Raw genomic sequence first — 23,529 nt, forward strand, 5'->3', positions numbered from 1 at the left:
GGAGTCTCGAACAGTTATCTACCCGCCGCCGCAACCGACCCGTATGCCACGAGACGACTACCAACGACAGCTCGAATCGCTCCGCGAGGACGTGCTCTACATGGGCGAGGTCGTCGCCGAGCGCCTCCGGATGGGGCTGGACGCGCTCGAACAGCAGGACGCCGAGCTCGGCCAGGAGGTGATCGAGCGCGACGCCGAGGTGAACGAGCTCTACCTCGAGCTCGAACAGGACTGCATCGACCTGCTGGCGCTCCAGCAGCCGGTCGCCGGCGACCTGCGCTTCATCGCCTCCTCGTTCAAGATCATCACCGACCTCGAACGCATCGCCGACCTCGCGACCAACCTCGGCGGCTACGCCAAGGAGGCTCGCTACGAGGTGTTCCCCGACGTCGACGTCCAGCGCATCGGCGACGAGACCCTCGAGATGCTGGCGATGGCGATGGCCGCCTACGAGGACGAGGATCCCGACGGCTGCTTCGCGGTCGCCGAGCGCGACGACGACCTCGACGCGCTGTGTGAGGACGCCTCGGAGATCATCGTCCGTGACCTGATCGAGAGCGAGGCCAGCGACCAGGAGGAGGTCGAGGACCTGATGGCCGACGTGTCGCGGCTGCTGCTCACCGTGCGGGACCTCGAACGCGTCGGCGACCACGCGGTCAACGTCGCCGCACGAACGTTGTACATGGTTGATAACTCGGACGAACTGATCTACTGAGCGGTCACATATCCAGGTTTTTCAGCTGTGGCCCGAAGGTACGAACATGGCGTCCGAACAGTGGGAGTACGAGACGCTGCGGCCACCGCGCGGGTCGACGAAGAAGGAAGCGACCGACCCGAAAGCCACACTCAACGAACTCGGTGAGGAGGGCTGGGAGCTCGCGGACACGATCGACTACGTCGGCGGCGGAACCAAGTTCCTCGTGCTCAAACGGCGGGTCGAGGAATGAGCATCGAGCCCGACGACAGCGTCGACGCCGACGCGGAGTCGGAGACGGAGATGGAGACCTCCGGCGACACGGATATCTCCACGGCGAACACGATGCGCGAGCGAGCCGAGGAGAGCCGACTGAAGCTGTACGTGATGCTGAGCGCGAACCGACTGGTCGTCGCCGCCGCGCTCGGCGTCCTCATGTTCGCCGCGTTCGTCGCGATCGGGAGCCTCGGCGGCTTTCACGACAACCTCAACACCGGCGACACGAAGGCGACCATCTTCTCGACGATGCTGGGGGCGATCATCACCGGCACGACCCTGATCGTCACGATCAGCCAGCTCGTCATCTCCCAGGAGAACGGACCGCTGGGCGATCAGCACGAGCGGATGAGTAACACGATGGATTTCCGCGACTACATCGGCGACGTGGCCGAGGAGCCGGTGCCGGTCGACCCCTCGGCGTTCCTCCGGAAGCTGGTCGACGAGACCCAACAGCGTGCCGAGGCGCTGCGGGACTCGGTCTCGGGCAGCGACGACGACGAGCTCCGGGAGGAGGTCGACGAGTTCACCGACAGCCTCACCGGCAACGCCGACGCCGTCCGCGAGGAGCTCGACGGCGAGCGGTTCGGCAGCTTCGACGTGCTGTACGGCGCGCTGGACTTCAACTACGGCTGGAAGATCTTCCAGGTCGAACGCATCGCCCACGAACACGCCGACGCGATCGACGAGGACACCGAGACGCTGCTTTCCGAGCTCAAGACCGCACTCTCGATGTGGGGGCCCGCCCGGGAGCATATCAAGACGCTGTACTTCCAGTGGGCACTCATCGATCTCTCCCAACTCATCCTCTACGTCTCGGTGCCCGCCCTGCTCGTCGCCGGCGGGATGCTGGCGTTCTTCGGCACTGGTCGCCTCCCCGGGGCGACCCTGGGCGTCCGGAACGTCCTCTGGGTCGTCGGCGCCGCGTTCACCGCGACCGCGCTCCCGTTCCTGCTGCTCGTGTCCTACATCGCGCGGATCGCGACCGTCGCCAAGCGGACGCTCGCGATCGGGCCGCTCATCCTCCGCGGCTCACAGCGGTAGGCTCGGGCCGCCTGGGCGAGGCCGCGGGGGCGCTACTCGCTCAGCTGCGCGACCTCCCCGTCGCTCAGATCGATCCCGCTCGCGGCCACGTTCTCCCGTAGGTGCTCGACGCTCGAGGTACCCGGGATCGGGAGGGTCACGTCCGAGTGTTCGAGTAGCCACGCCAGCGCGACCTGGTAGCGCGAGGCGTCGTGGGCCTCGGCGACCTCGTCGACGACCGCCGCCTTCTCGTCGAGGTCGCCGGCGCCGATGGGGAAGTAGGGGATGAACCCGATCCCCGCGTCCTCGCAGGCGTCGAGCACGTCCTCGTGCTCGCGGTTGGCGAGGTTGTACTCGTTCTGGACCGTCGCGACCTCGACGTGGTCGCGGGCAGTCTCCAGCTGCTCGACGGAGACGTTGCTCAGCCCGACGTTGTCGACCAGCCCGTCGTCTTTGAGTTCCGCGAGCGTCGTCACGGACTCCTCGAACTCCGTGTCCGGATCGGGTCGGTGGAGCTGGTAGAGGTCGATGCTGTCGACGCCGAGGCGGTCGATCGACGCCAGCGCGGCGTTGCGGAGGTAGTCGGGGTCGCCGAGCGGGAGCCAGTCGCCGTCGTGGTTCCGGAGCAGCCCACCCTTCGTCGCGACCAGTGCGTCGTCGGCGCCCGGCCGACCGTCGCCGGTCGCACCCGTGCCGACGACGCCGGCCTCCCGGAGCAGGCGCTCGCTCGTGCCGGGGCCGTAGGAGTCCGCCGTGTCGATGAAGTCAACACCGAGGTCGACGGCCTCGCGCGCGACCTCGCGGGCAGCCTCCTCGTCGTCGGGCGCGCCGACGATGTCCTCGCCACAGAGCCGCATCGCGCCGAAGCCGAGTCGGTGGACGGTGTGCTCGCCGATCTCGAACGTGTCGCTCTGGTTCTCGACCATACTCGCCGTTCACGGCGCCGACGGGGTGGGCGTTGTGCTACCGGAACCGATCAGCCGGCGTGGGCTCCCTCGCTCACGTCGGCGGCCGCGGCGGACCAGTAGCCGACGTACACCTGTGCGAGCAGGACGAGCGTGAACGCGGCGTTGAGGTAGCGCGTGTAGCCCGAGGGCGCGGTGCCGCCGGCCTCGCCCTGGGGCGGGATGAGGCCGAGTGCGCCCCAGGCGTAGTGGATGACGATGCCGGCGATCACTGCGGTCACGAAGATGGAGACGAACAGTACGGCGGCGATCCGCAGGCCGTAGTACCGGCGGTAGGCGTCGTCGATCGTCGGGACGATCAGGTCCGCGAAGATGAAGCTCATCACGCCGCCGAACGCGATGCCGTTGTTCCAGAGGATCACCGCGAAGGGGACGTTCCCGACCGAACAGACGAACGTCACGACGCCGATCGCCACGCCGATGGCGGCGCTCGCGACCACCCAGCCGAACGTCCCCTCGGCGCCGACTCCGAACAGCGTCGTCCACCAGACCCGCGGGACGAACGCAGCGATGAGGCCGGCGATCAGGAAGCCGGCGACGATGTCCGTCCAGAGCATCCCCCACTCCCCCAGCGCGTTCTTCGAGGCGAGGCGCCAGCCGTCCCGGCTGGTCAGCCGCTCGGTCCACGGCTGGTCGACCTGGCGCTGCTCCTCGGCGTACGCCTCCCTGCACGACTCCGAGCAGAAGTACTCCGTCCCGCCGTCGGTTTCGAGCGTCACCACGTCGTCGTCCGACGGGTCGACCTCCATCCCGCAGGACGGGTCGCGCACGCCGTCGGTCTCCTGGAGGTGGTCGCGTGCGGCCGCGAACCAGTCGTCCGGGACCACGTACTTGAACGTCGTCGCGAGCAGCGCGATCAGCAGCAGCCCCGCCACGTAGTCCGCGAGCACGAACTGCCAGCCCAGCAGGATCCACATCACGAGGCCGAGTTCGATCACGAGGTTCGTCGACGCGAACTGGAACGCCGCGAGGCTGGCGACCGGCGAGGCGCCCTTCTTGAACAGCGACTTCGTGGTCGCGACGGCGCCGAACGAACACGACGAGGAGGCGGCGCCGAAGGCGGTCCCCAGGCCGAGCTCGCGCCAGCCGTCGCCGCCGAGCACGGCGGACATCTTCTCCTCGCTCACGAACGTCTCGACGGCGCCGGCGATGGTGAACCCAAGCACCAGCGCCCACCACGTCTCCCAGAACATCTCGCCCGCGAGGCGCAGGCCCTCGAGGAACCGCTCAACGACCATCGGTTCCACCCCCGCGAGGCGCGCGATGCACGCGTCGTCGCAGGCATCCGAGCATGTGTGAGTCTAGGGGGGTGAGATTCAACACGATTGTGCTTCGGAACCTTCGGCTGAACGGGTTCGCGAACTTCGGAACGCGAACCGGGCTACGCGTCGTCGTCGACGCGGACTTCGTACGCCTGTCCGTCCACACGAACGCGGTAGGGCGACTCCTCGAACCCCGTGAGACCGTACGTGACCTGCTCGCTGCTCCGGAGCCGTACCTCCTCGACCCCGTCCGCGAAGAACGGGAGCGTGTTCCGCAGGCCGCGGTACCAGTCGCGCATCACCTGCTCGCGGATCAGCGTCTCGTCGGCGTCGTCGGTGCGGGTCACCGAGAGCGTCGTCGCGTCCTCGCCCCCGTCCTCCCACTCCGGCGTCGTGACCGTGACGGTCGACCCGTCACGGTCGTGCTCGACGCCGTCGGTCGGGACGATCTCGATCGGGTCGCCCGCGAGATCGACCATCGCGGCGCTGGACCCGCCGTCCGCGGCGTACCCCACCGACACCGCGTAGCGGCCGCCGCCGAGGGCGGGGTACGCGCGGCCGTCCTCGGGCGGGAGGCTCCCGCCGCCGCGGTAGGCGTGTAGCGTCCACGACTTCGTCCCGGCGGGCGGGACCATCCGACACTCCGCCGTCCGGACGTACGGACCGAGGTTGTACCACTCGCCGTCGTGGAGTTTGTACACGTACCAGTGGCCACAGCCCTGTTGCTCGCGGGTGTGGTTGACGAACTGGAACGTGATCCCCGCCGGGAGGTCGGCCGTCTCGGTTTCGGGGCGGAGGTACGCGGCCGTGGACTCGTCGGCTTCGTGGAACCACGTCACGCCGTCCGCTTCGTCTCCGCCGTCGTCGCCTTCCCCGTCCGCGAGCGGCGGAACCGACTCGCCGGCGAACCGCGACCCCTCGTTCGGGCCGGGAGCGCTCGTCTGCCAGACGGTGATGCTGGCGTCCGTGCCGTCGGCCCCGCCGAGGAACTCGTAGACGCCGGTCGGGCGCCCCGACCCTTCGGGGTGGCCGACGACCGCGTACTCCCCCCGGATCGCCTCGCCGGCGTCGAGGGTCACGGTCTCGGGCAGCCAGTGATCGATCCCGCCGGCCAGCCGCCAGTGGCCGTCGTCGTCGCGCTCGACTGCCGGCGGGTCGTCGACCAGGTCGTGGTTCTCGGTGGGCGCGAGCACCAGACTCCCCTCGTCAGTGAGGCCGCCACCCATCAGCGGTTCACTGTGGTCTCGGGGCGGTTCGCTCGCCGGCCGGCCGAACGGTGGGAGCCAGTCGAGGTCGACCGACTCGCGGTAGCGCTCGGTGTTCTGGAGCGAGGCGACCAGCCGCGCGGGGTGGTCGGCGGTCGCGGTCGCGTCGAACCGCATCCGCAGCTCGGCGCCGTCCTCGGCGCGGTAGCGCATCGGTGAGAGGGCGTACGTCCGGTCGACGGTGTCGAGGTCGACGACGCTGGCGCCGAACAGGGCGTTCCCCTCCAACTGGACGACCTCGTCGGGCGTCGAGGGTGTGGCCGTCGGCGCGTCGGTCGCAGTGTCCGTGTCGGTCGGTTCGGTCTCGGTCGTCGCGACGGAGCCACAGCCGGCGAGCAGGCTGCTGCCCGCCGCCAGCGACGTGAGGAGGGCGCGTCTACGCATACGCGTCCCTCCGAACCGTCACTAAAAGGCCCTTGTGGAGGCGAAAAGACCGCTTTGTGCCTACTGGAACCCCAGGCGGTTGCCGCGGTCGACGTTCGCGCTGGAGCTGCCGCGGAACTCCTCCTCGACGTCCTCGTAGTAGCTCATCAGGTCGTCGGTGATCGTCGGCCGCACCGCCTCGATCGCCTGCCGGAAGTGGCGCATCTCCACCTCGTCGGCGTCGTCGGACTCCCGCAGCGCCTCGATGGCGGCCTCCCGACAGATCGACTCCAGATCGGAGCCGACGTAGCCGTCGGTGATCTCGGCGACCTCCTTCAGGCTCACGTCCGGCGCCAGCGGCGTGTCCCCGGTGTGGATCTGGAGGATCTGCTCGCGGCCGTCCTGGTCGGGCGAGCCGACCATCACGAGCCGGTCGAACCGCCCCGAGCGGATCAGCGCGGGGTCGATCATGTCCGGGCGGTTGGTGGCGCCGATCACCATCACCTCGCCCATCTCCTCGAGCCCGTCGAGCTCGGTGAGGAGCTGGTTCACGACGCGCTCGGAGACGTTCGTCCCCGCCTGCTCACCCCGACTCGGCGCGAGCGAGTCGAGCTCGTCGAAGAAGATCACGGTGGGCGAGACCTGTCGCGCCTTGCGGAACGTCTGGCGGATCGCCTTCTCGGACTCGCCGACCCACTTCGAGAGCAGCTGCGGGCCCCGCACCGAGATGAAGTTGGCGTTGGTCTCGTTGGCCACCGCCTTCGCCATCAGCGTCTTCCCCGTGCCGGGCGGGCCGTACAGGAGTACGCCCTTCGGCGCCTCGACGCCCATGCGTTCGAACTTCTCCGGGCTCGAGAGCGGCCACTCGACGGCCTCCTTCACCTGCTGTTTGGGGTCGGTCAGGCCGCCAACGTCGTCCCAGGAGATCTTGGGGAGCTCGACCAGCACCTCCCGCATCGCGCTGGGCTCGACCTCGTTGAGCGCGCCGCGGAAGTCCTCCCGCTTGACGATCATGCGGTCGATCAGGCTGGGTGGCACCTCCTCCTCGTCGAGATCGATCTCGGGGAGGTAGCGCCGCAGCGCCTTCATCGCGGCCTCCTTGCTGAGGCTCTCGATGTCGGCGCCGACGAACCCGTGGGTCTCGGCGGCGAGGTGGTCGAGGTCGATGTCGTCCGACAGCGGCATCCCGCGGCTGTGGATCTGGAGGATCTCTTTGCGCCCGGTCTCGTCGGGGACGCCGATCTCGATCTCGCGGTCGAACCGGCCCGGGCGACGGAGCGCGGGGTCGACGCTGTCGACGCGGTTGGTCGCGCCGATGACGATCACCTGCCCGCGGGAGTCGAGCCCGTCCATCATCGTCAGCAGCTGGGCGACGACGCGGCGCTCGACCTCGCCGGTCACGTCCTCACGCTTCGGCGCGATGGAGTCGAGCTCGTCGATGAACACGATCGCGGGGCTCTCCTCCTTGGCGTCCTCGAAGATCTCCCTGAGCTGCTGTTCGGACTCACCGTAGTACTTCGAGATGATCTCCGGGCCCGCGATGGAGAAGAAACTCGCGGAGGTCTCGTTGGCGACCGCCTTCGCGAGCAGCGTCTTCCCCGTGCCGGGCGGGCCGTGGAGCAACACCCCCTGGGGCGGCTCGATGCCGAGCTTCTTGAAGATCTGGGGGTGTTTCATCGGCAGTTCGACCATCTCCCGGACGCGCTGGATCTCGTCCTCGAGGCCGCCGATGTCCTCGTAGGTGATCCCGCCGCCGGTCTTGTCGTACCCCGAGATGGGCTCCTCGCGGAGCTCCACGTCGGTCTCCTCGGTGATCAGGCAGACGCCGTCGGGCTCGGTGTCGACGGCGATCAGCGGGATCGCCTGCCCGGGCGAGCGCATGAACGGGTGGTTCGTGCTCGACATCACGGGGACGATGTCGCGCTCGACCACCGGGCGCTTGAGGATCTGCCGTTTCACCATGCCGGCGGCCTCGGAGCCGAACTGCACCGACGCCTCCTCCGGCGGCGCGAGCGTGAGCGACTCGGCGGTCTCGGCCTCGGCCTTGCGGATCGTGACGCGCTCGCCGATGCTCACGTCGGCGTTCTGCCGAGTGAACCCGTCGATTCGGACGGTGTCGGTGTTCCAGTCCTGACGGTCGGCACGCCAGACCTTCGCAGCCGTCGTTTCGGCGCCCTCGATCTCGATGATGTCGCCGGGGGAGAGCTTGAGATGCAGCAGGGTGTCGGGGTCGAGCCGAGCGATGCCGCGGCCCGAATCGTTCGGGTACGCTTTCGCGACTTCTAGTTGAACTTCGTTCATGGGTGACCCGGAGTGAGTTACGTGGAACCAAGGGGTGTCCGCGCATAAGTGTGGCGTTAGACCGGAGTTTCGTACACCACCTGGTCCGCTGAATCATCGCTCGTTCTCGGAGCGATTCGGGCGACGTGAACGGGCTCGCTCCCGCCCTCACGCGGTCGGGAGTTCGACCACGTCGCCGCGCTCGCGGGCGTAATCGACGAACGCGTCGAAGGCGTCGCCGGCGGTCACGGTGTCGGCGTCGCCCACGACGACGGCCTTCCGCCGCGCGCGGGTGAGCGCGACGTTGAACCGCCGCTCGTCGTCGAGAAAGCCGATCTCGTCGCGCGGGTTCGAGCGCACCAGCGAGACGAGCACCAGCTCCTTCTCGCGGCCCTGGAACCCGTCGACAGTGTCGACTTCGAGCGCATCGGGCCGCCCGCCGAGGCGCTCGTCGAGTTCGTCCTCGGTCCGGCCGACCTGATCGTCGTACGGCGAGATCACCGCGAGATCCGCGGGGTCGACACCCGCCGCGAGCGCGTCGGCCGCGAGGTCGGCGACCAGCTCCGCCTCGCGAGGGTTCTCCCGCGAGGGCGACCCTTCGCGCTGGTGTTCCGCGGCGTCGACGTTCGCGGTGTCGACGAACGTTAGCGGCTCGTCGGGGTCGAGGATCGGTCGCGTCGGTTCGGGGAGGTCGTCGGGTTCGACGCCGAGGCCGCGGAGCGTGTGGTCGCGGACCGACTCGGCGGCTTCGAGCGCGCCGTCGTAGAAGCGTTCGGCCGAGAACTCCTGGATCGTCTCGTGCATCCGGTACTGGGTGCGGAGCAGCGAGCGCAGGTCGTCGTGGTGCTCGGCGAGGCGCTCGAACAGCGTCTCGCGTAGTCCCTCGCGGGCGGCGTCCTCGTTCTGGACCGTCGGCGGGAGCTGTCGGTGGTCGCCGGCCATGACGACCCGGTCGGCCGAGGTGATCGGGATCAGGCAGGACGGCTCGATGGCCTGGGTCGCCTCGTCGAGCACGAGCGTGTCGAACTCGAACCCCTCGAGCACGTCGCTCCCCGAGGTGGCGTTGGTCGTACAGACCACGTCAGCAGCCTCCAACACCTCGGCGACGGCTTCCTCTTCCAGTTCGTCGGCCCGGTCGAACAGCTCGTCCACTTCCTCGCGCCGTTCGAGCCAGTCGGCCATCTCCTCGATCTTCTCGGCCGGGATCCCCCGCGAACTGCGACCCTCCTCGGCGAGTTCGCGGATGCGCTCGTCGGAGAGGCCGCGACGCCACTGCCCGGAGGGTTTCGTGAGGTCGTCGCGCTCCTCGAGTTCGTCGAGGGCGTCGAACGCCTCCTCGCGGGCCTCCCGCGAGCGCTGGTAGGCGTCGGTGGCCTCGACGCGCTCGTCCAGCGTGTGCTCGCGGAGCGTCGGCGTCACCCGCGCGGGGTGGCCGACGCGGACGACGTCCAGGTCCGTGTCGGCCAGTCGCTCGACGACGTTGTCGACCGCGGTGTTGGACGCCGCGGTCGCGAGCACGGACTCCCCGCGATCGACGCACTGCCGGATCACCTCGACTGCGGTGGTGGTCTTCCCGGTGCCGGGCGGGCCGTGGATCAGGTGGACGTCCTCGGTGCCGACCGCGCGGCGGACGGCCTCGCGCTGGGAGTCGTTCAGCGCGTCGTCGAAGAACCCCTCCACCTCGGCGGGTGAGGGGTCGGCGGGGTCGGCGACGCCCGCGAACACGTCCCGGAGGTGGGCGAGGGACGTCCCGTCCTCCGCCGCCAGCAGCGCGTCGAGGGCGTCCTGCATCCGCTGGTAGGTCACGTCGTTGACGTAGAGGTCGATGCGGAGCTCGGAGCCGAACACGAACCCCGCCGGCTCGCCGTCGAAGGAGACGGTGACGGACTGGCCCGTCACCTGCGTCACGGTGCCCGTGGGGTTGTCGTCCCGCAGGGGGTCCTGCTTGGAGACCATCACGAGGTCGCCGACGCCGATCTCGGTCTCGGGCATCCCGTCGTCGCGCTGGCGGACGAACTTCACCTCGTAGCCGCCGAGCCCCTCACCCTGGTCGCGGCCGTCGAGGTCGAGCACCGCGCGCCCCTTCGCCTCGCGTTCGCGACCGGAGAGCGAGCGGATCTCCTCCTCGTGGCGGCGCATCTCCGCCTCGCGCTCCATCTCGACGAGTTCGGTGTACTCGCGGACGTACTCGCGAACCGCCGCGAACGCGTCGTCGTGGCGGTGGACTGTCACCTCCGAGCGCCCGACGCGGCTCCCGTCCATCTCGTTCACGACGTCGTCGGCCGCGCCGTCGGCGAGTTCGACCGTCGCCTCGCCGTCCTCGATCTCGATGGTGCCGATATCGTCCGGCGAGACGCCGGCCTCGTTGACGAACGCGCCGACGACGTCGTCCGCTCCCTCTCCGTCGAGTCCGTGAACGACTACCGTCGACATCCCGGGCGAGCAGTAACGGCGTCGACGGCTTAGGCGACACGGCCGCAGTCGGCCCGACTCCCGAGCCCTTTCGTACTACCCCGCGTAACCCATGCGCAATGAGCGACCCCGTCCCCACCGGCTGCGACCCGATCGACGACCTGCTCGGCGGCGGCTTCGAGCGCGGCACCGTCACGCAGGTGTACGGCGAACCGGCCGCGGGGAAAACCAACCTCGCGCTCGCGGCGGCGGTCGAGGCCGCCGTCGACGGCGGGCGCGCGCTGTACATCGACACCGAGGGGCTGTCGATCGACCGCTTCCGGCAGGTCGTCGACGGGAAGACCGACGACGCCGAGTTCGAGGACGTCGCCTCCCGCATCGTGATCTCCGAGGCCCACGACTTCGAGGAGCAGGCCGAAGCCGTCCGTGACGCCGAGGAGTTCGCCGACACCGCGGACCTGATCGTGCTCGACTCCGCGACGGGGTTCTACCGGCTCGAGCGCGCGGGCGACGACGCCGGCGGCGAGTCGCTGCGGAAAGTCGCCAGCCAGATCACCCACCTGCTCTCGCTGGCCCGGAAACACGACCTCGCGGTCGTGATCACCAATCAGGTGTTCCGCGACCCCGACGCCGACCGAACCCGCGGGCTCGGCGGCAACACGCTGGAGCACTGGACCGGCGTGGTCCTCAGGCTGGAGCGGTTCCGCGGCGGGAACCGCCGGGCGGCGCTGGAGAAACACCGATCGAGGGCGACGGGCGAGACGGCGACGTTCCGGATCGTCGAGGAGGGGCTGGAGTCGACCGAGGAGTTCTAAGCCGGGTCCTTGCGCCCGAACTGGACCGCCAGCCAGCCGCCGAACCCTGCACCGATGCCGCCGGCGAGGTAGCCGACCGCGACGATCACCGTCGCAGCGATCACGCCCCCGCCGACCGCGATCGCTGTCGAGCCCAGCGACGCGAACCAGTCGGTCGAGTCGAACAGGAACCAGACGAGCAGCGGGAGGGTGGCGACGGCACCCGCCCGCCCGCCGGCGGCGTAGGCGTCGACGTTCTCGGGGGCGAGGTAGCCCGCCACGATGCCCGCGACGAACAGCAGCGGGCCGCCCTGGCCGGCCTGCGCGTAGACGGGGAGCGCCAGCGCCACGCCGACGGCGCCGCCGACGAGCGCAGGGCGCCACAGCCGAGCGCGATCGGTGGAGGGAGGGTCAGTCGAGGACATGCCGGAAAGCTGGCGCTCCAGTAGCAAAAATCCGGAGGTCGCTCGCGTCGGGTAGTACAGATAGTCCACTCACCGCGAGCGACCGAAGGGAGCGAGCGGGCCAAGAGCCGACCGGAGTTCCCGCGAGCGAAGCGAGCGGGAGCACGAGAGAGTGATACGAGAGGCGCAACCGCGCCTCTCGGCATGACGAGAGAGCTTTGCTCTCTCGAACCACTTCGCTCTCTCGGAGGGAGGCTCGCAGGCTTTTGGCCGAGCTTTTGCAAGGGCCCTCCGGGGCCCGCAGCAAAAGGTCGAAGCGTCGGGGTTCTATAGTTCGTTCAGCTTCCGCATCAGCTGGCCGCGGTACTCCTCGTCGGCTTTCACGCCCTTGAGTTCGAGCACGTTCCGCTCCAGGCGGTCGAGCGCGACGTGGAAGGCGTGCTCGGCGCCGTACCCCTCGCCGGAGCCGGCGACCTGGCCCTGCGTGGTGCGCAGGCGGATCTGGCAGCGCAGCAGCGGCGTCCCGCGGAGCTTCTCCTTGTGCTGGGTGAAGCGCACGTGGGCGTGGAGCACGTTCATCTCCTGGAACTTGTCCGCGACGCTGGTGATGTCCGCGACGATATCCTCGCGGGAGAGCACGTCCAGCAGGTTGACGTTCGTGATCTGGACGTCCATCGACTCCTCCTCGGTGTGGGTCAGCGCGCGGAGCACGTCGGTCTTGGTGATGACGCCCTCGATCTCGGCACCGTCGGGCGTCGCCGTCACGACCAGCCCCGAGATCCCGTTCTCGAACATCACCGACATCGCCTCGTCGACGGTCTCGCCGGCGGTGATGGTGTTCACCGGGCTCGACATCAGGTCGTAGACGGGGATGTCGAGCATGCGCTCGAGCTCGCCGCTGCGGTCGCCCTCACCCTGTCGCTCCTCGTCGCGGACCGCGAAGTCGACGATGTCGTTGGTGGTGACGATCCCCGTGAGCTCGCCGGCCTCGTTCACGACCGGGAGCCGCGAGATCCCGTTCTCGCGCAGGCGGTTGATCGCTTTGCCGACGTGGTCGTCCTCGGTGACGGTGACGACCGACTCGGAGGCGATATCGCCGACCGTGATCGCTTCGAGGTTCTCGTGGACCGCACGCAGGATATCGTCGGCGGTCACGACGCCCCAGAGGTTCTCCCCCTCGTAGACGGGGGCGATCTTCACGTCGCCCTCGACGAGCACGCGACAGACCTCGCGCACGTCGTCGTAGCGGCGCACCTTGGGCGGGCTCCCGCCGCTGCGTGACGAACGGACGATGGCCCCGGCCTTGGTGTCGTCCTCGACGTGGGACTGGATCAGCTGTTTCTCGCGGATCACGCCGATGCAGTCGCCGTCGTCCATGACGACGATCCCTTTCGGGTTCTCCCGCTCGAACCGTGACCGGACTTTCGCGACGCGGGTGTCGGCATCGACCTCGACGAACTCCTCGACGGCGATATCGGAGATGTCCATAGACACCTTGCAGGTTCCCACGGCGTTGCCTTGAAGCTTATCGCCTCGGGACGACACCGTGACGCTTGCGTGTGGCGTGTTAGCGGAGGATTCCGACGGCGGCGCCCGATCGCGACCCCGGTGGCGCCGACGACCCCCCGGGTCGAAGGGCTCCCCCGCCGTCGATCGATCGTTCCAAAGTTCGCTCCCCGAGGTTCCTTCGATCCGCGCCACGAGCGGCTGGGGAGCGACGCGTAGGCGGGGGGTTCTTGTGGCTGGCTCCCGCAGGTCGATGACCATGCACGAACACGGAGCGACCGGTCGCGCCGCGCTCGCCCGCCGGGCGGCCGTCGCGGGCGGCGACGTCGCGAAGGAGTTCTTCCGCACCGGCGTCGCCGTCGAGACGAAGGCGGGGAAGACCGACGTGGTGACGGAGGCCGACCACGCGGCCCAGCGCGAGGTCGAGGAGATCATCCGCGAGGAGCGGCCCGACGAACCGATCGTCGGCGAGGAGGGCGACGCGCTCAAGTCGGTGCCGGAAACCGGGCCGGCGTGGATCGTCGACCCCATCGACGGCACGAACAGCTACGTCCGCGAACTCACGACCTGGGCCACCGCGGTCGCCTGCGTCGTCGACGGCGAGCCGGTCGCGGCCTGTAACTCCCTGCCCGCGATGGACGACGTGTACACCGCCGACGGGGAGGCCGCCTACCGCAACGGCACCGAGATCTCGGTCTCCTCGGTGACCGACCCGGAACGCGCGGCAGTCGTCCCGACGGTCTGGTGGCCCCGCGAGCGCCGCGACGAGTACGCCCGCGCGTGTGAGGCGATCGTGACCCGCTTCGCCGACCTGCGACGCCCGGGCAGCGCACAGGCCGCGCTCGCGATGGTCGCCGCCGGCTCGGTCGAGGGCGTGATCACCAACGTCCAGACGAAGCCCTGGGACACGATCTCGGGCGTCCACCTCGTCCGGCAGGCCGGCGGGGAAGTGACCGACCTCCGCGGGGAGCCGTGGCGCCACGACGCCCGCGGGCTGGTGGTCTCGAACGGCGAACTCCACGACGAGATGCTCGAGGCGGCGCAGGCGATCGACGACGCGTGCTGATTCTCGGCGGCGTTCTGGTGTGGTTCGGTGGAGGCAACGTTAACGAGAATCGTCTCTGTGGATTCCTCAGTCATTGCTTGCGGCTGCGGTGGCGCGAGGGCGGGCACGGCCTTGTGCCGTGCCTCAGCGCGAGGGACGATCGAGCGAACGGATGTGAGCGAGTGAGTCGGCTGGGGAGGTATGTGGGCTGTGCGGTCTGGGTGGGACTGAAAGGGGCAGTTCGCTCGGCGATGGCGGACGACGCAAGCACCGCAGCGGAGTGAACGAAGCGAACGGAGCGAGGCGCGCAGCGAGTCCCCCGAGCCGAGCGAACTGGGGCTTTCACCGTGTTGTCGCCCCTGCTCGCCAACTCCGGAAACGAAACTAACTCCGAGTCGACAGAGGCTTTCACGGTGTTGTCGACCACAGTCGAAGCTACGACACGAGAGACACCTAACGAATACGAATAACCCGTATCTTACCCAGTCCCACTACTGAAACACCTCTCACCGAAAATCTTCCTTCCAGATAAGAATCGCCGCCACAGTCACAACCGCAAAGAGCCTCCACCCCGGACCCCCACCCATGGAACTCGACGAGACGGACCGGCAGATCCTCCGCATCCTCCAGGAGGACGCCCGGACCCCGTTCAGCGAGGTGGCGCGCCGGATCGACATGTCCAGCGCGACCGTCCACGACCGGGTGAACCGCATGGAGGAGGAGGGCGTCATCCAGGGGTACCACGCGAGCGTCGACGCCGACGCGGTGGGGTACAGCGTGAGCGCGTTCGTCGGCCTCCGCACCGAACAGGGCCGCGAGGAGGAGGCGCTGGCTCACCTGGCCGGGCTCTCCGAGGTGAAGGAGGTCCACCTCACCACCGGGCAGTGGGACGTGATGGTGCGGGTCCACGCCGAGGACACCGACGGGCTCCGGGACCTGATGTTCGACCACATCGCCGACACCGAGGGGTTCACGCGATCACAGACGATGGTCGTCCTGGGCACCGACTACGAGGCCGACGGGTTGCCGATCTGACTCGGGCAATCGCCGGAACTCAGCCGTCGACGTACTCCGCCTGTGCGGAGGTGCGCTCCTCCCCGAACGAGACGACCTCGGCGTCGATCACGTCGCCGACGTCGGCGCTGTCGGGCACGTCGTTCACGAAGATCACGAACCCCTGCTTCTTGCAGACCGCGACCTCCTCGCCCGAGTGGTGGGTTTTGAACTCCTTGATGCCCACCGAGACGCGGTCGCCGACGTCGACCGGCGGCTCCCGCTCGGTGGCTTCCTCGTGAGCCTGCTGGGACTGCTCGCGCTGGGCTTTCGCGACCCCGTCGGCCTTCCCCTTCTGGTAGGCGGCGTAGACCGCGATCGCGGCGACGGCGACGCCGCCCGCCACGAGCATCGGTGTCGGAGTAACCATACCCCGGATGGAGGGATCGCGTGAGGTAACGTTACTGGTCCGGCGTCGGCCGGGTGGGAGACCGCAACCCTGAAGCCCCACGCTGTGCGGTGTTGAGGTATGTTCTCCCTCCGTGAGCGGGCCGACGAGAACCCGGAGCGACTCTGGGCCGGGACCGTCGGGGCGCTCCTGGTGGCGCTGGTCGGGGGGTCGCTGATCGCCCCCGAAACCGTCTACGACGGGTTCATCTGGCACTACTTCTGGGGGCCGGTGCAGGCCGACGCCCACAACGCGGTCTGTGCGATCCGCCCCGGCAGCACCGTCGAGTACCTGTACAGTTCGTCCGCGTGTCAGGCGGCGGCCGAGCCGGTCGCCTACCCCGGCTACACGGTCGTCAGCGAGATCGGCTACATCGTCTCGCTGCTGCTGACGATCACCGGCGTCGTGATGCTGCTCGAACGCCTGGGTATCGGCCAGCGCCGCGGGCTGTTCTGGGCGATGGTGCCGTTCATGCTGCTCGGCGGCGCGCTGCGGACCGTCGAGGACGCTCACAACGCGATCGGCGATAGCTGGTTCGACTACCCGCTGAACACGCTGCTGATCAGCCCGATCATCTACTTCACCATCTTCGTGATCGCGCTGGCTTGCATCCTGGCCGCGCTGGGGCTCTCCCGACAGGGGTACGTCGATCGCTACGAGTACCCTCTCGGGGCGATGGGGGCCGTCGCCTTCCTGCTCTCGATCGTCTACCTCTCCTACCTCGCCGCTACCGAGTCGGCGGTGACGTTCTACCCGCTGGTGCTGATCGCGATGGTCGGCCTCTCGGCGGCCGCGGCCGCAGCGACGTGGTACGCCATCGAGGCGGTCGCCCCCGAGATCAACGAGGGGACGGGGCTGGCCGGCGCGATGGTGCTCGTCGCCCACGCCGTCGACGGCGCCGCGAACGTGATCGGCCTCGACTACCTGAAAGCGCTGGGCGTGCCGTACAACCTCAACCCGAAACACCCCGCCAACCAGTTCATCGTCGACTTCTTCGGCGCCGCGTGGCCGTTCCTCGTCGTGAAGATGGCCGCGGCGACGTTCCTGATCTGGGTGTTCGAGCCCGACCTGGTCGAGGAGACGCCGCGGTACACGACGCTGCTGCTGATCGCCGTCAGCGCCGTCGGGCTCGGCCCCGGGTCGAGAGACCTGCTCCGCTCCGTTTTCGGCGTCTGAGCCGTCGGCGTTCGACCGATCGTCGACCCGCGCCATTTTTACCCCCGGACCCAGAAGGACCGGGTAAGAACATCCCGCGGGTAAACGCCGACGGGGCGTTGCGGGGATCGGTGACCGACGCGCTGTAAGACGCCGGGGTCCACGACCCCCAGAACTCGCGGCTGTTTCAGTACGCACACCGCCACGAACGTGGCTTTGAGTGCATCCAACTATGGAAGTCGAAATCGCAACAATCGGCGGCTACGAGGAAGTCGGTAGACAGTGTACAGCAGTCCGCGCGGGACAGGACGTGGTCATCTTCGACATGGGTCTGAACCTGAGTAAGGTCCTGATCCACGACAACGTCGAGACCGAGCAGATGCACAGTCTCGACCTGATCGACATGGGCGCGATCCCGGACGACCGCGTCATGTCCGAGATCGAGGGCGACGTGCAGGCCATCGTGCCCACGCACGGCCACCTCGACCACATCGGCGCCATCTCGAAGCTGGCCCACCGCTACGACGCCCCAGTCGTCGGCGCCCCCTTCACCATCGAGCTGACGAAACAGCAGATCCAGAGCGAGTCCAAGTTCGAGGTCGACAACGACCTGATCAAGATGGAGGCGGGCGAGACGATGCAGATAGGCGACGAGACCGAGATGGAGTTCGTCAACGTCACCCACTCCATCATCGACGCGATCAACCCCGTGCTCCACACGCCGGAGGGCGCCGTGGTGTACGGGCTGGACAAGCGCATGGACCACACGCCCGTCATCGGCGACCCGATCGACATGGAGCGGTTCCGCGAGATCGGCCGCGAGGGCGAGGGCGTGCTGGCGTACATCGAGGACTGCACCAACGCCGCGAAGAAGGGCCGGACGCCCTCCGAGCGCGTCGCCCGCGAGCACCTGCGCGACGTGATGATGAGCCTGGAGGATTACGACGGCGGCATCGTCGCCACCACCTTCTCCAGCCACATCGCCCGCGTGAAGAGCCTCGTGGAGTTCGCCGAGGAGATCGGCCGCGAGCCGGTGCTGCTCGGTCGCTCGATGGAGAAGTACTCCGGCACGGCCGAGCGCCTCGGCTTCGTCGACTTCCCGGACGACCTCGGGATGTACGGCCACCGCAAGTCCGTCGACCGCACGTTCAAGCGGATCATGAAGGAGGGGAAGGAGAACTACCTCCCGATCGTCACCGGCCACCAGGGCGAGCCCCGCGCGATGCTCACCCGGATGGGTCGCGGCGAGACCCCCTACGACATCGAGGAGGGTGACAAGGTCATCTTCAGCGCCCGCGTGATCCCGGAGCCGACCAACGAGGGCCAGCGCTACCAGTCCGAGCAGCTGCTCCGGATGCAGGGAGCCCACATCTACGACGAGATCCACGTCTCGGGCCACCTGCGCGAGGAGGGCCACTACCAGATGCTCGAGGCGCTCCAGCCCGAGAACGTGTTCCCGGGCCACCAGGACCTCAAGAACGCCGCACAGTACGTCGACATGTGTGAGTCCGAGGGGTACACGCTGGGCGAGGACATCCACCTCTCCCGGAACGGCCAGGTCCACCAGCTCACGGAGTAACGATGAGCGAGGACGCGACGGTCGAACGGCTGCTCGCCGCGGTGAAACAGCGCCGCGAGCGGGTCAACGACGCCATCGTCGAGGAGCTCCCGATCGAGGAGCCCGAACGGCTGTACGAGGCCTCCCGCTACCTGCTCGACGCCGGCGGGAAGCGACTGCGCCCGACGGTGTGTCTGCTCGTCGGCGAGGCGCTGACCGACGTCGAGCCGGGGAGCGCCGACTACCGCGCGTTCCCCGCGCTGTTCGACGGCGAAGTCGACCTCATGCGGGCGGCGGTGGGGATCGAGGTGATCCAGTCGTTCACGCTGATCCACGACGACATCATGGACGACGACGACCTCCGGCGCGGCGTGCCGGCGGTCCACCGCGAGTACGACGAGTCGACCGCGATCCTCGCGGGCGACACGCTGTACGCCAAGGCGTTCGAGTTCATGACCGACACGGGCAGCCGGCCTGAACTCTCCGTCGCGGCCACGAACCGCCTCGCGCGCACCTGTACGGAGATCTGCGAGGGGCAGGCGCTGGACGTGGAGTTCGAGAACCGCTCGGGCGTGCTGCCCGACGAGTATCTGGAGATGATCGAACTCAAGACCGCCGTGCTGTACGGCGCCTCCGCGGCCATCCCCGCGATCCTGCTGGGTGCCGGCGACGACACCGTCGAGGCGCTGCGCCAGTACGGGATCGACTCCGGGCGCGCGTTCCAGATCCAGGACGACCTGCTCGACCTCACGGTGTCCAGCGAGGAGCTGGGCAAGCAGCGCGGCTCGGACCTCGTCGGCGAGAAGGAGACGCTGATCACGCTCCACGCGCGCCAGCAGGGCGTCGACGTGGACAGCCTCGTCGACGCCGAGAGCGCCGACGAGCTCACCGAAGCCGAGGTGGCCGACGCGGTCGACCGGCTGGAGGACGCGGGCAGCATCGAGTACGCCCGCTCGAAGGCCCAGGAGCTGACCGACCGCTCGAAGGGGCATCTCGACGCGCTGCCGGAGAACGAGGCCCGCCGGCTGCTCGCTGATCTGGCGGACTACCTGATCAACCGCGGCTACTGAGCCCCGAGCCGAATCGGTTTTCACGACCCCCCGGCGACCCTCCCGTATGAACTCCTCGCCCAGCGACCGCCGTCGCCGCTCCGTGCGCCAACTGCTGTTCGTGATCGCCGGCGCCCACACCGGGGCGTTCGCGGGCTCCGTGCTCCCGACGTTCGGCCTCCCGGGCGACATCGCGAGCGGCGCGACGGTGCTCGTGCTGTTCGCGCTCCCCTTCCTCGTCGACGCCAAGTGGGAGTACGTCGACCCCCTGTTCGAGAGGCTGATGCGCTGAACTCGCCGGAGTTCGACGTGGAACGGCGACTCCGCCGTCGTCTCTGACGAACCCGCAACCGAAAGCGGCGAACCCCGCACGGATGGACACGCTCAAGCCGCCGCCGCCGCCAGTTCCGACGTGTCCCGCTACCAGGACGCCGGGCTGTTCGCGGTGTTGGCCGTCGCGTGGGGGGTGGGGTTCTCCGCCATCGAAGTCGGCCTGGAGACGATCCCGCCGATCCTGTTCGCGGGCTTTCGCTTCGACGTCGGCGCAGTCGTGACGATCGGCGCGCTCGCGGCGCTGGGACGGCTGGACCTCCCCCGGACCCGCGCGGACCTGCAGGCGATCCTCGTCGCGGCGGCGCTGCTGGTGTTCGGCAACGTGTTCTTCCTCTTCTTCGGCCAGCTCTACACTTCCGGCTCGGTCGCGTCGGTCGTGTACAGCCTCAACCCCGTGCTCACGGTGGGGTTTGCGGCCCTACTGCTCGCGAGCGACGGGCTCGCTCCCCGTGACGCTGTGGGAATCGCGCTCGGGCTGATCGGCGTCGTGTTGATCGCGCAGCCGTCGCCGACCGTCGCGGCCGAACCGCCGGCGGCGGCGCCCGCAATCCTCGACGGCGCGTTCGAACTGCTCGGCCCCGACGCGCTCGGTGCGACACTGGTGTTCGGTGCCGTCATCTCGGTCGCCGCGGGCAGCGTGCTGCTGCGCCGCGTCGAGGCGCCGATGGCCAGCCTCCCGACCACGGGCTGGGCGATGGGGCTCGGCGCGATCATGCTCCACGCCGCGAGTCTCGGGCTGGGTGAGGAGCTGATGGTGCCCTCGGGACGGTGGACGTGGGTCGCCGTGGCCTACGTCGGCGTCGTCGCGAGCTCGGTGGGCTACGGCGCGTACTTCACGCTGATGCGCCGCCGGGGGCCGTTCACCGCGAACCTCGTGAGCTACGCGGTGCCGCCGGTCGCCTCGCTCACGGGGTGGGCGCTGCTGGACGAGTCGTTACCGCCGGCCGCCGTCGCCGGGTTCGCGTGTATCCTCCTGGGCTTTCTCGTGCTCAACCGCGAGGTCGTCCGCGAGGAACTGGACCGGCTGACGGCCTGAGCCGTCAGTTCAGGCCGAGGTCGCCGAGGATCTCCTCGGCGTGGTTCTCGGGGTCGACGCCCTCGTACACCTCGACGATCTCGCCGTCCTTGACGACGAACGTGTTGCGGAACACGCCCATCACCTCGTTGCCGAACACGTTCTTCTCGCCGTAGGAGTCGTACGCCGCGGCCACCTCGCCGTCCTCGTCCGAGAGCAGGTCGAATGGGAGGTCGTACTTCTCGCGGAAGTCGGCGAGGTCCTCGACGGGGTCGTCGCTGATCCCCACGACCGAGACGCCCGCATCCTCGTAGGCGTCCCAGTCGTCGCGGAACGAGCAGGCCTCGGTGGTGCAGCCGGGGGTGTCGGCGCGGGGGTAGAAGTAGACCACCGTGTACTCGCCGGGGAGGTTCGAGAGCGAGACCGTCTCGCCGTCCTGGTTCGGGAGCGAGAACTGGGGCGCGTCGTCGCCGGGCTCGAGCATGGGTGGGGCTGCGACCGGCGGGAACTAACGCTTTCCGTTACCAGCGAGCGCCGGCCGGATCACCAGAGCCGTTCGGCGGCCTCGCGCTGGAGCAGCGCCTCGGCGTTGTCCGCGGGCAGCGACACCACGTCCTCGCTTTTGAGCTCGTACTCCCGGTCGTCGACGCCGAGCATGCGCCCAACGTCCTCGGTGACGCGGACGGTGGTCCGGTCGTCGGCGTCGTCGTCGTCCGCGGCGGTCGCCGGGTTCGCGTCGTCACCTGCGGCCGCCTCGGCGCCGTCCGCCGTCGCGGTCGCGACGCCGCCGTCCGAACGCGGATCGACCGGCTCCTCGGTCGGTCCCTCTTCCGTCTCGCCCGGCGGAGTGTCCGGCGGCGCCGGCGGCGCGTCGTCCGGCTCCTCGGACGTCGACGGCTCGGGCGTGGCCGAACCAGTGCCGACCGCCGGCTCGTCGCGTGCGGGACCCTCGTCGGCCGGCGGCGATCGGTCGCTCCCGGCCGTCGTCGACTCGCTCGTCTCCGTCGTCTCCTCGGTCGGTTCGGGTTGGGCACCCGGCGCGCCGGCGGAGGAAGCGGGCATACTGTCGCCCTCGCCCGCGAGGATGTCGAGCACGCGCGAGCGGTTCTCGCCGATGCGGCCGACCATGTCCTCGAACAGGTCCCGCTCCTGGGTGGTCAGCCCCTCCTCCTCGACGGGCATGTCCGCGGCCGCGAAGGAGGCCATCTTGACCACCTTCCCGACGCGGCGCTCGTACACCGCCTCGACCACGTCCTCCGCGCGCTCGATGTCGTCGGTGAGCCGGGAGACCTCCGGGTCCGAGAACGGGTCGTCGGCCTCCTCGGCCACGCGGTCGCGTTCCTCTTTCAGTTCCTCGATGTACGCCGCGACGTCCTCGTAGAACGAGTCCCGCAGGTGCTGGAGGCTGTCCTTCTGGCGCTCCTTGCTCTGGACGGTCTGAAGTTCGTCGATATCCATGCTGTGTTTCTGGCTCGTGTGGGTGGCGCGACGGCGCCCTACGGGGTCGTTCGGTTACTCTGCGGCTTTCTCGGCGCGCCCCCTCGCCATGAGGAACACGCCGACGTACTCTTCCACGGATTGCGGACCCGGGTCCATAGCTGTTTCGGCGCCAACGTCGACCGGGCCGGGCTCGGTCACGTCCACCATGATGCGCTGCCCGCGGAAACGGCCCGCGACGGCATCCTCCAGCGGATCGAACGCGTCGAGGTCGCCGGGGTCGATCGGCTGCACGACGAACCCCGTGCCGCCGTGGAGCGTCCCCGGCAGGCGGATCAGGCGGCGCACGTCGGTCGTCACTGGCTCGTCGATGGGTGCGGTCTCGTTGCCGACGACCTGCGCGGTCAGCGCCTCGACCAGCTTTCGCAGGCCGGGGCCGCCCGCCTCGACGTTCCCCTCGCGGATCGCGGCGGGGTTGCGCTCGACGGCATCGAGGATCGTGCCCGCGCGGCCGTCGCCGATGCCGTCGAACGCGGTGAGTTCGTCCATCGCGTCCTCGCGGTCCATCTCCCGGAGGTCGGCGACGAACTCCACGAGTTCGCGGTGGACCCGCCGCCCCCAGCCGCCGCGGGTTTTGAGTTCGCGGCGGGTGGTGCCCTGTCGGGAGACGGTGCGGATCAGCCCGTCGCGGTCGAGATCGACCGCGCGCACGTAGTCGACGATCTCGCGGCGCGCCTCGCTGTCGAGTTCGAGCAGCGCGTCGTTGCGGACGTGAACGTGGTACCCCCGGCCGCCCGAGAACACCACCAGTAGCTCGTCGTCGTCGAAGCCGAAATCCTCCCGCAGCAGGCCGAGCAGCCGCTGGAGCGCTTTCTTGCACTCCCGCAGCATCCCCGCGTAGCTGGCTTCCGCCTCGTCGACGCCGGGGAGGTGGTCGGCGTCGAGGTCGAACACGAGGTCCGCGCCGCGCCACCCCTTCTCGGCCATCGTGCGGTCGGCTGGGTCGTCGTAGCGCGCCGCCGAGAAGTAGGCGTGCCGGGGGGCTTCCCGTTCGAGGAACTCCCGGACCGACTGGGCGTCCCCGCCCATGTCCAGCAGCGAGCGGTGGCGCACCATCGTCGTCCCCTCGCTCTCCGTGTAGGGGATGTGGCCCCACTCGCGAGCGGACGGCTCGGGCGGCACCGAGAGCTCCGCATCGGCGTAGTAGTCGCCGAAGCGCCCCCGAAGGTAGTTGCGCGTGCGGTCCTCCATT

Annotated in this window: 22 protein-coding genes; 11 read left to right on the forward strand and 11 right to left on the reverse strand. The window is 69.1% G+C overall.

Going from position 1 to position 23,529, the window contains the following annotated elements; translation table 11 throughout:
• Positions 1 to 43: 43 nt before the first annotated feature.
• From phoU to B4589_RS05275, 3 genes are read left to right on the forward strand one after another with little or no spacing between them, the layout of a single operon-like run.
• Positions 44 to 715 (forward strand): phosphate signaling complex protein PhoU, encoded by a 672-nt coding sequence (gene phoU / locus B4589_RS05265; RefSeq protein WP_079233285.1) that lies wholly within the window; start codon positions 44 to 46, stop codon positions 713 to 715.
• A 46-nt stretch (positions 716 to 761) separates the two neighbouring features.
• Positions 762 to 947 (forward strand): DUF4177 domain-containing protein, encoded by a 186-nt coding sequence (locus tag B4589_RS05270; RefSeq protein ID WP_079233286.1) that lies wholly within the window; start codon positions 762 to 764, stop codon positions 945 to 947.
• Positions 944 to 2,014 (forward strand): hypothetical protein, encoded by a 1,071-nt coding sequence (locus B4589_RS05275; RefSeq protein WP_079233287.1) that lies wholly within the window; start codon positions 944 to 946, stop codon positions 2,012 to 2,014. The genes B4589_RS05270 and B4589_RS05275 overlap by 4 nt, the downstream gene beginning before the upstream one ends.
• Positions 2,015 to 2,046: 32 nt before the next feature.
• Here the strand turns inward: B4589_RS05275 and B4589_RS05280 are convergent, their stop codons facing one another.
• The 5 genes from B4589_RS05280 to B4589_RS05300 all read right to left on the reverse strand — a co-directional run bounded on the left by B4589_RS05280 (position 2,047) and on the right by B4589_RS05300 (position 10,561).
• The gene (locus B4589_RS05280; protein WP_079233288.1) at positions 2,047 to 2,919 is read right to left on the reverse strand and encodes an aldo/keto reductase; all 873 of its coding nucleotides are present in this window, start codon (positions 2,917 to 2,919) and stop codon (positions 2,047 to 2,049) included.
• A gap of 50 nt (positions 2,920 to 2,969) precedes the next feature.
• Positions 2,970 to 4,196 carry a permease gene (locus B4589_RS05285; protein WP_079233289.1) on the reverse strand — a complete coding sequence of 409 codons (1,227 nt, stop codon included), beginning with the start codon at positions 4,194 to 4,196 and terminating at the stop codon, positions 2,970 to 2,972.
• Between the two features lie 143 nt (positions 4,197 to 4,339).
• Positions 4,340 to 5,869, reverse strand: coding sequence for a hypothetical protein (locus tag B4589_RS05290; protein ID WP_079233290.1), 1,530 nt, complete (start codon positions 5,867 to 5,869; stop codon positions 4,340 to 4,342).
• A gap of 60 nt (positions 5,870 to 5,929) precedes the next feature.
• Positions 5,930 to 8,149: a CDC48 family AAA ATPase gene (locus tag B4589_RS05295; protein WP_079233291.1), complete on the reverse strand. Its 2,220-nt coding sequence runs from the start codon at positions 8,147 to 8,149 to the stop codon at positions 5,930 to 5,932.
• A gap of 147 nt (positions 8,150 to 8,296) precedes the next feature.
• Positions 8,297 to 10,561: an IGHMBP2 family helicase gene (locus B4589_RS05300; protein ID WP_079233292.1), complete on the reverse strand. Its 2,265-nt coding sequence runs from the start codon at positions 10,559 to 10,561 to the stop codon at positions 8,297 to 8,299.
• A 98-nt stretch (positions 10,562 to 10,659) separates the two neighbouring features.
• On the opposite strand from B4589_RS05300, the gene radB reads away from it, so the two are divergent.
• A complete protein-coding gene (gene radB, locus B4589_RS05305; RefSeq protein WP_079233293.1) occupies positions 10,660 to 11,355 on the forward strand; it encodes a DNA repair and recombination protein RadB in 696 nt (231 codons plus the stop codon).
• Here the strand turns inward: radB and B4589_RS05310 are convergent.
• Both B4589_RS05310 and B4589_RS05315 read right to left on the reverse strand, forming a co-directional pair.
• Positions 11,352 to 11,759, reverse strand: coding sequence for a DUF5518 domain-containing protein (locus B4589_RS05310; protein ID WP_079233294.1), 408 nt, complete (start codon positions 11,757 to 11,759; stop codon positions 11,352 to 11,354). The two genes, radB and B4589_RS05310, sit on opposite strands and share 4 nt — an antisense overlap.
• A 306-nt stretch (positions 11,760 to 12,065) precedes the next feature.
• Positions 12,066 to 13,226, reverse strand: a complete 1,161-nt coding sequence (locus B4589_RS05315) for a CBS domain-containing protein (protein WP_079233295.1) — start codon at positions 13,224 to 13,226, stop codon at positions 12,066 to 12,068.
• 277 nt (positions 13,227 to 13,503) lie between these two features.
• Here B4589_RS05315 and B4589_RS05320 point away from each other — a divergent pair, with 277 nt between their 5' ends.
• A complete protein-coding gene (locus tag B4589_RS05320; protein WP_079233296.1) occupies positions 13,504 to 14,310 on the forward strand; it encodes an inositol monophosphatase family protein in 807 nt (268 codons plus the stop codon).
• A 564-nt stretch (positions 14,311 to 14,874) separates the two neighbouring features.
• Positions 14,875 to 15,324: an Lrp/AsnC family transcriptional regulator gene (locus tag B4589_RS05325; RefSeq protein ID WP_079233297.1), complete on the forward strand. Its 450-nt coding sequence runs from the start codon at positions 14,875 to 14,877 to the stop codon at positions 15,322 to 15,324.
• Positions 15,325 to 15,343: 19 nt separating this feature from the next.
• Here B4589_RS05325 and B4589_RS05330 read toward each other — a convergent pair whose 3' ends face one another.
• The gene (locus tag B4589_RS05330) at positions 15,344 to 15,712 is read right to left on the reverse strand and encodes a hypothetical protein (protein WP_176330495.1); all 369 of its coding nucleotides are present in this window, start codon (positions 15,710 to 15,712) and stop codon (positions 15,344 to 15,346) included.
• A 99-nt stretch (positions 15,713 to 15,811) separates the two neighbouring features.
• Here B4589_RS05330 and B4589_RS05335 point away from each other — a divergent pair, with 99 nt between their 5' ends.
• From B4589_RS05335 to B4589_RS05355, 5 genes are all read left to right on the forward strand, one after another.
• Entirely contained in the window at positions 15,812 to 16,906 is a 1,095-nt protein-coding gene (locus tag B4589_RS05335) for a DUF63 family protein (RefSeq protein ID WP_079233299.1), read from the forward strand.
• A 211-nt stretch (positions 16,907 to 17,117) separates the two neighbouring features.
• Positions 17,118 to 18,464, forward strand: coding sequence for an RNase J family beta-CASP ribonuclease (locus B4589_RS05340; RefSeq protein ID WP_079233300.1), 1,347 nt, complete (start codon positions 17,118 to 17,120; stop codon positions 18,462 to 18,464).
• Positions 18,465 to 18,466: 2 nt separating this feature from the next.
• A complete protein-coding gene (gene idsA3 / locus B4589_RS05345) occupies positions 18,467 to 19,513 on the forward strand; it encodes a geranylfarnesyl diphosphate synthase (protein ID WP_079233301.1) in 1,047 nt (348 codons plus the stop codon).
• 46 nt (positions 19,514 to 19,559) lie between these two features.
• Positions 19,560 to 19,784, forward strand: a complete 225-nt coding sequence (locus B4589_RS05350; protein ID WP_079233302.1) for a hypothetical protein — start codon at positions 19,560 to 19,562, stop codon at positions 19,782 to 19,784.
• A 120-nt stretch (positions 19,785 to 19,904) separates the two neighbouring features.
• Positions 19,905 to 20,861 carry a DMT family transporter gene (locus tag B4589_RS05355; RefSeq protein WP_079233303.1) on the forward strand — a complete coding sequence of 319 codons (957 nt, stop codon included), beginning with the start codon at positions 19,905 to 19,907 and terminating at the stop codon, positions 20,859 to 20,861.
• Positions 20,862 to 20,865: 4 nt separating this feature from the next.
• On the opposite strand, the gene bcp is transcribed toward B4589_RS05355, so the two are convergent.
• The 3 genes from bcp to priS are packed head-to-tail and all read right to left on the reverse strand — an operon-like array spanning position 20,866 to position 23,528.
• Positions 20,866 to 21,324, reverse strand: coding sequence for a thioredoxin-dependent thiol peroxidase (gene bcp, locus B4589_RS05360; protein ID WP_079233304.1), 459 nt, complete (start codon positions 21,322 to 21,324; stop codon positions 20,866 to 20,868).
• Positions 21,325 to 21,383: 59 nt separating this feature from the next.
• Positions 21,384 to 22,298 (reverse strand): hypothetical protein, encoded by a 915-nt coding sequence (locus B4589_RS05365; protein ID WP_079233305.1) that lies wholly within the window; start codon positions 22,296 to 22,298, stop codon positions 21,384 to 21,386.
• A 54-nt stretch (positions 22,299 to 22,352) separates the two neighbouring features.
• On the reverse strand, positions 22,353 to 23,528 hold the full coding sequence (gene priS / locus B4589_RS05370) for a DNA primase catalytic subunit PriS (protein WP_079233306.1): 1,176 nt from the start codon (positions 23,526 to 23,528) through the stop codon (positions 22,353 to 22,355).
• Position 23,529 lies beyond the last annotated feature (1 nt).

It is taken from the genome of Halolamina sp. CBA1230 (genome assembly GCF_002025255.2).
Taxonomy (GTDB): Archaea; Halobacteriota; Halobacteria; order Halobacteriales; family Haloferacaceae; genus Halolamina.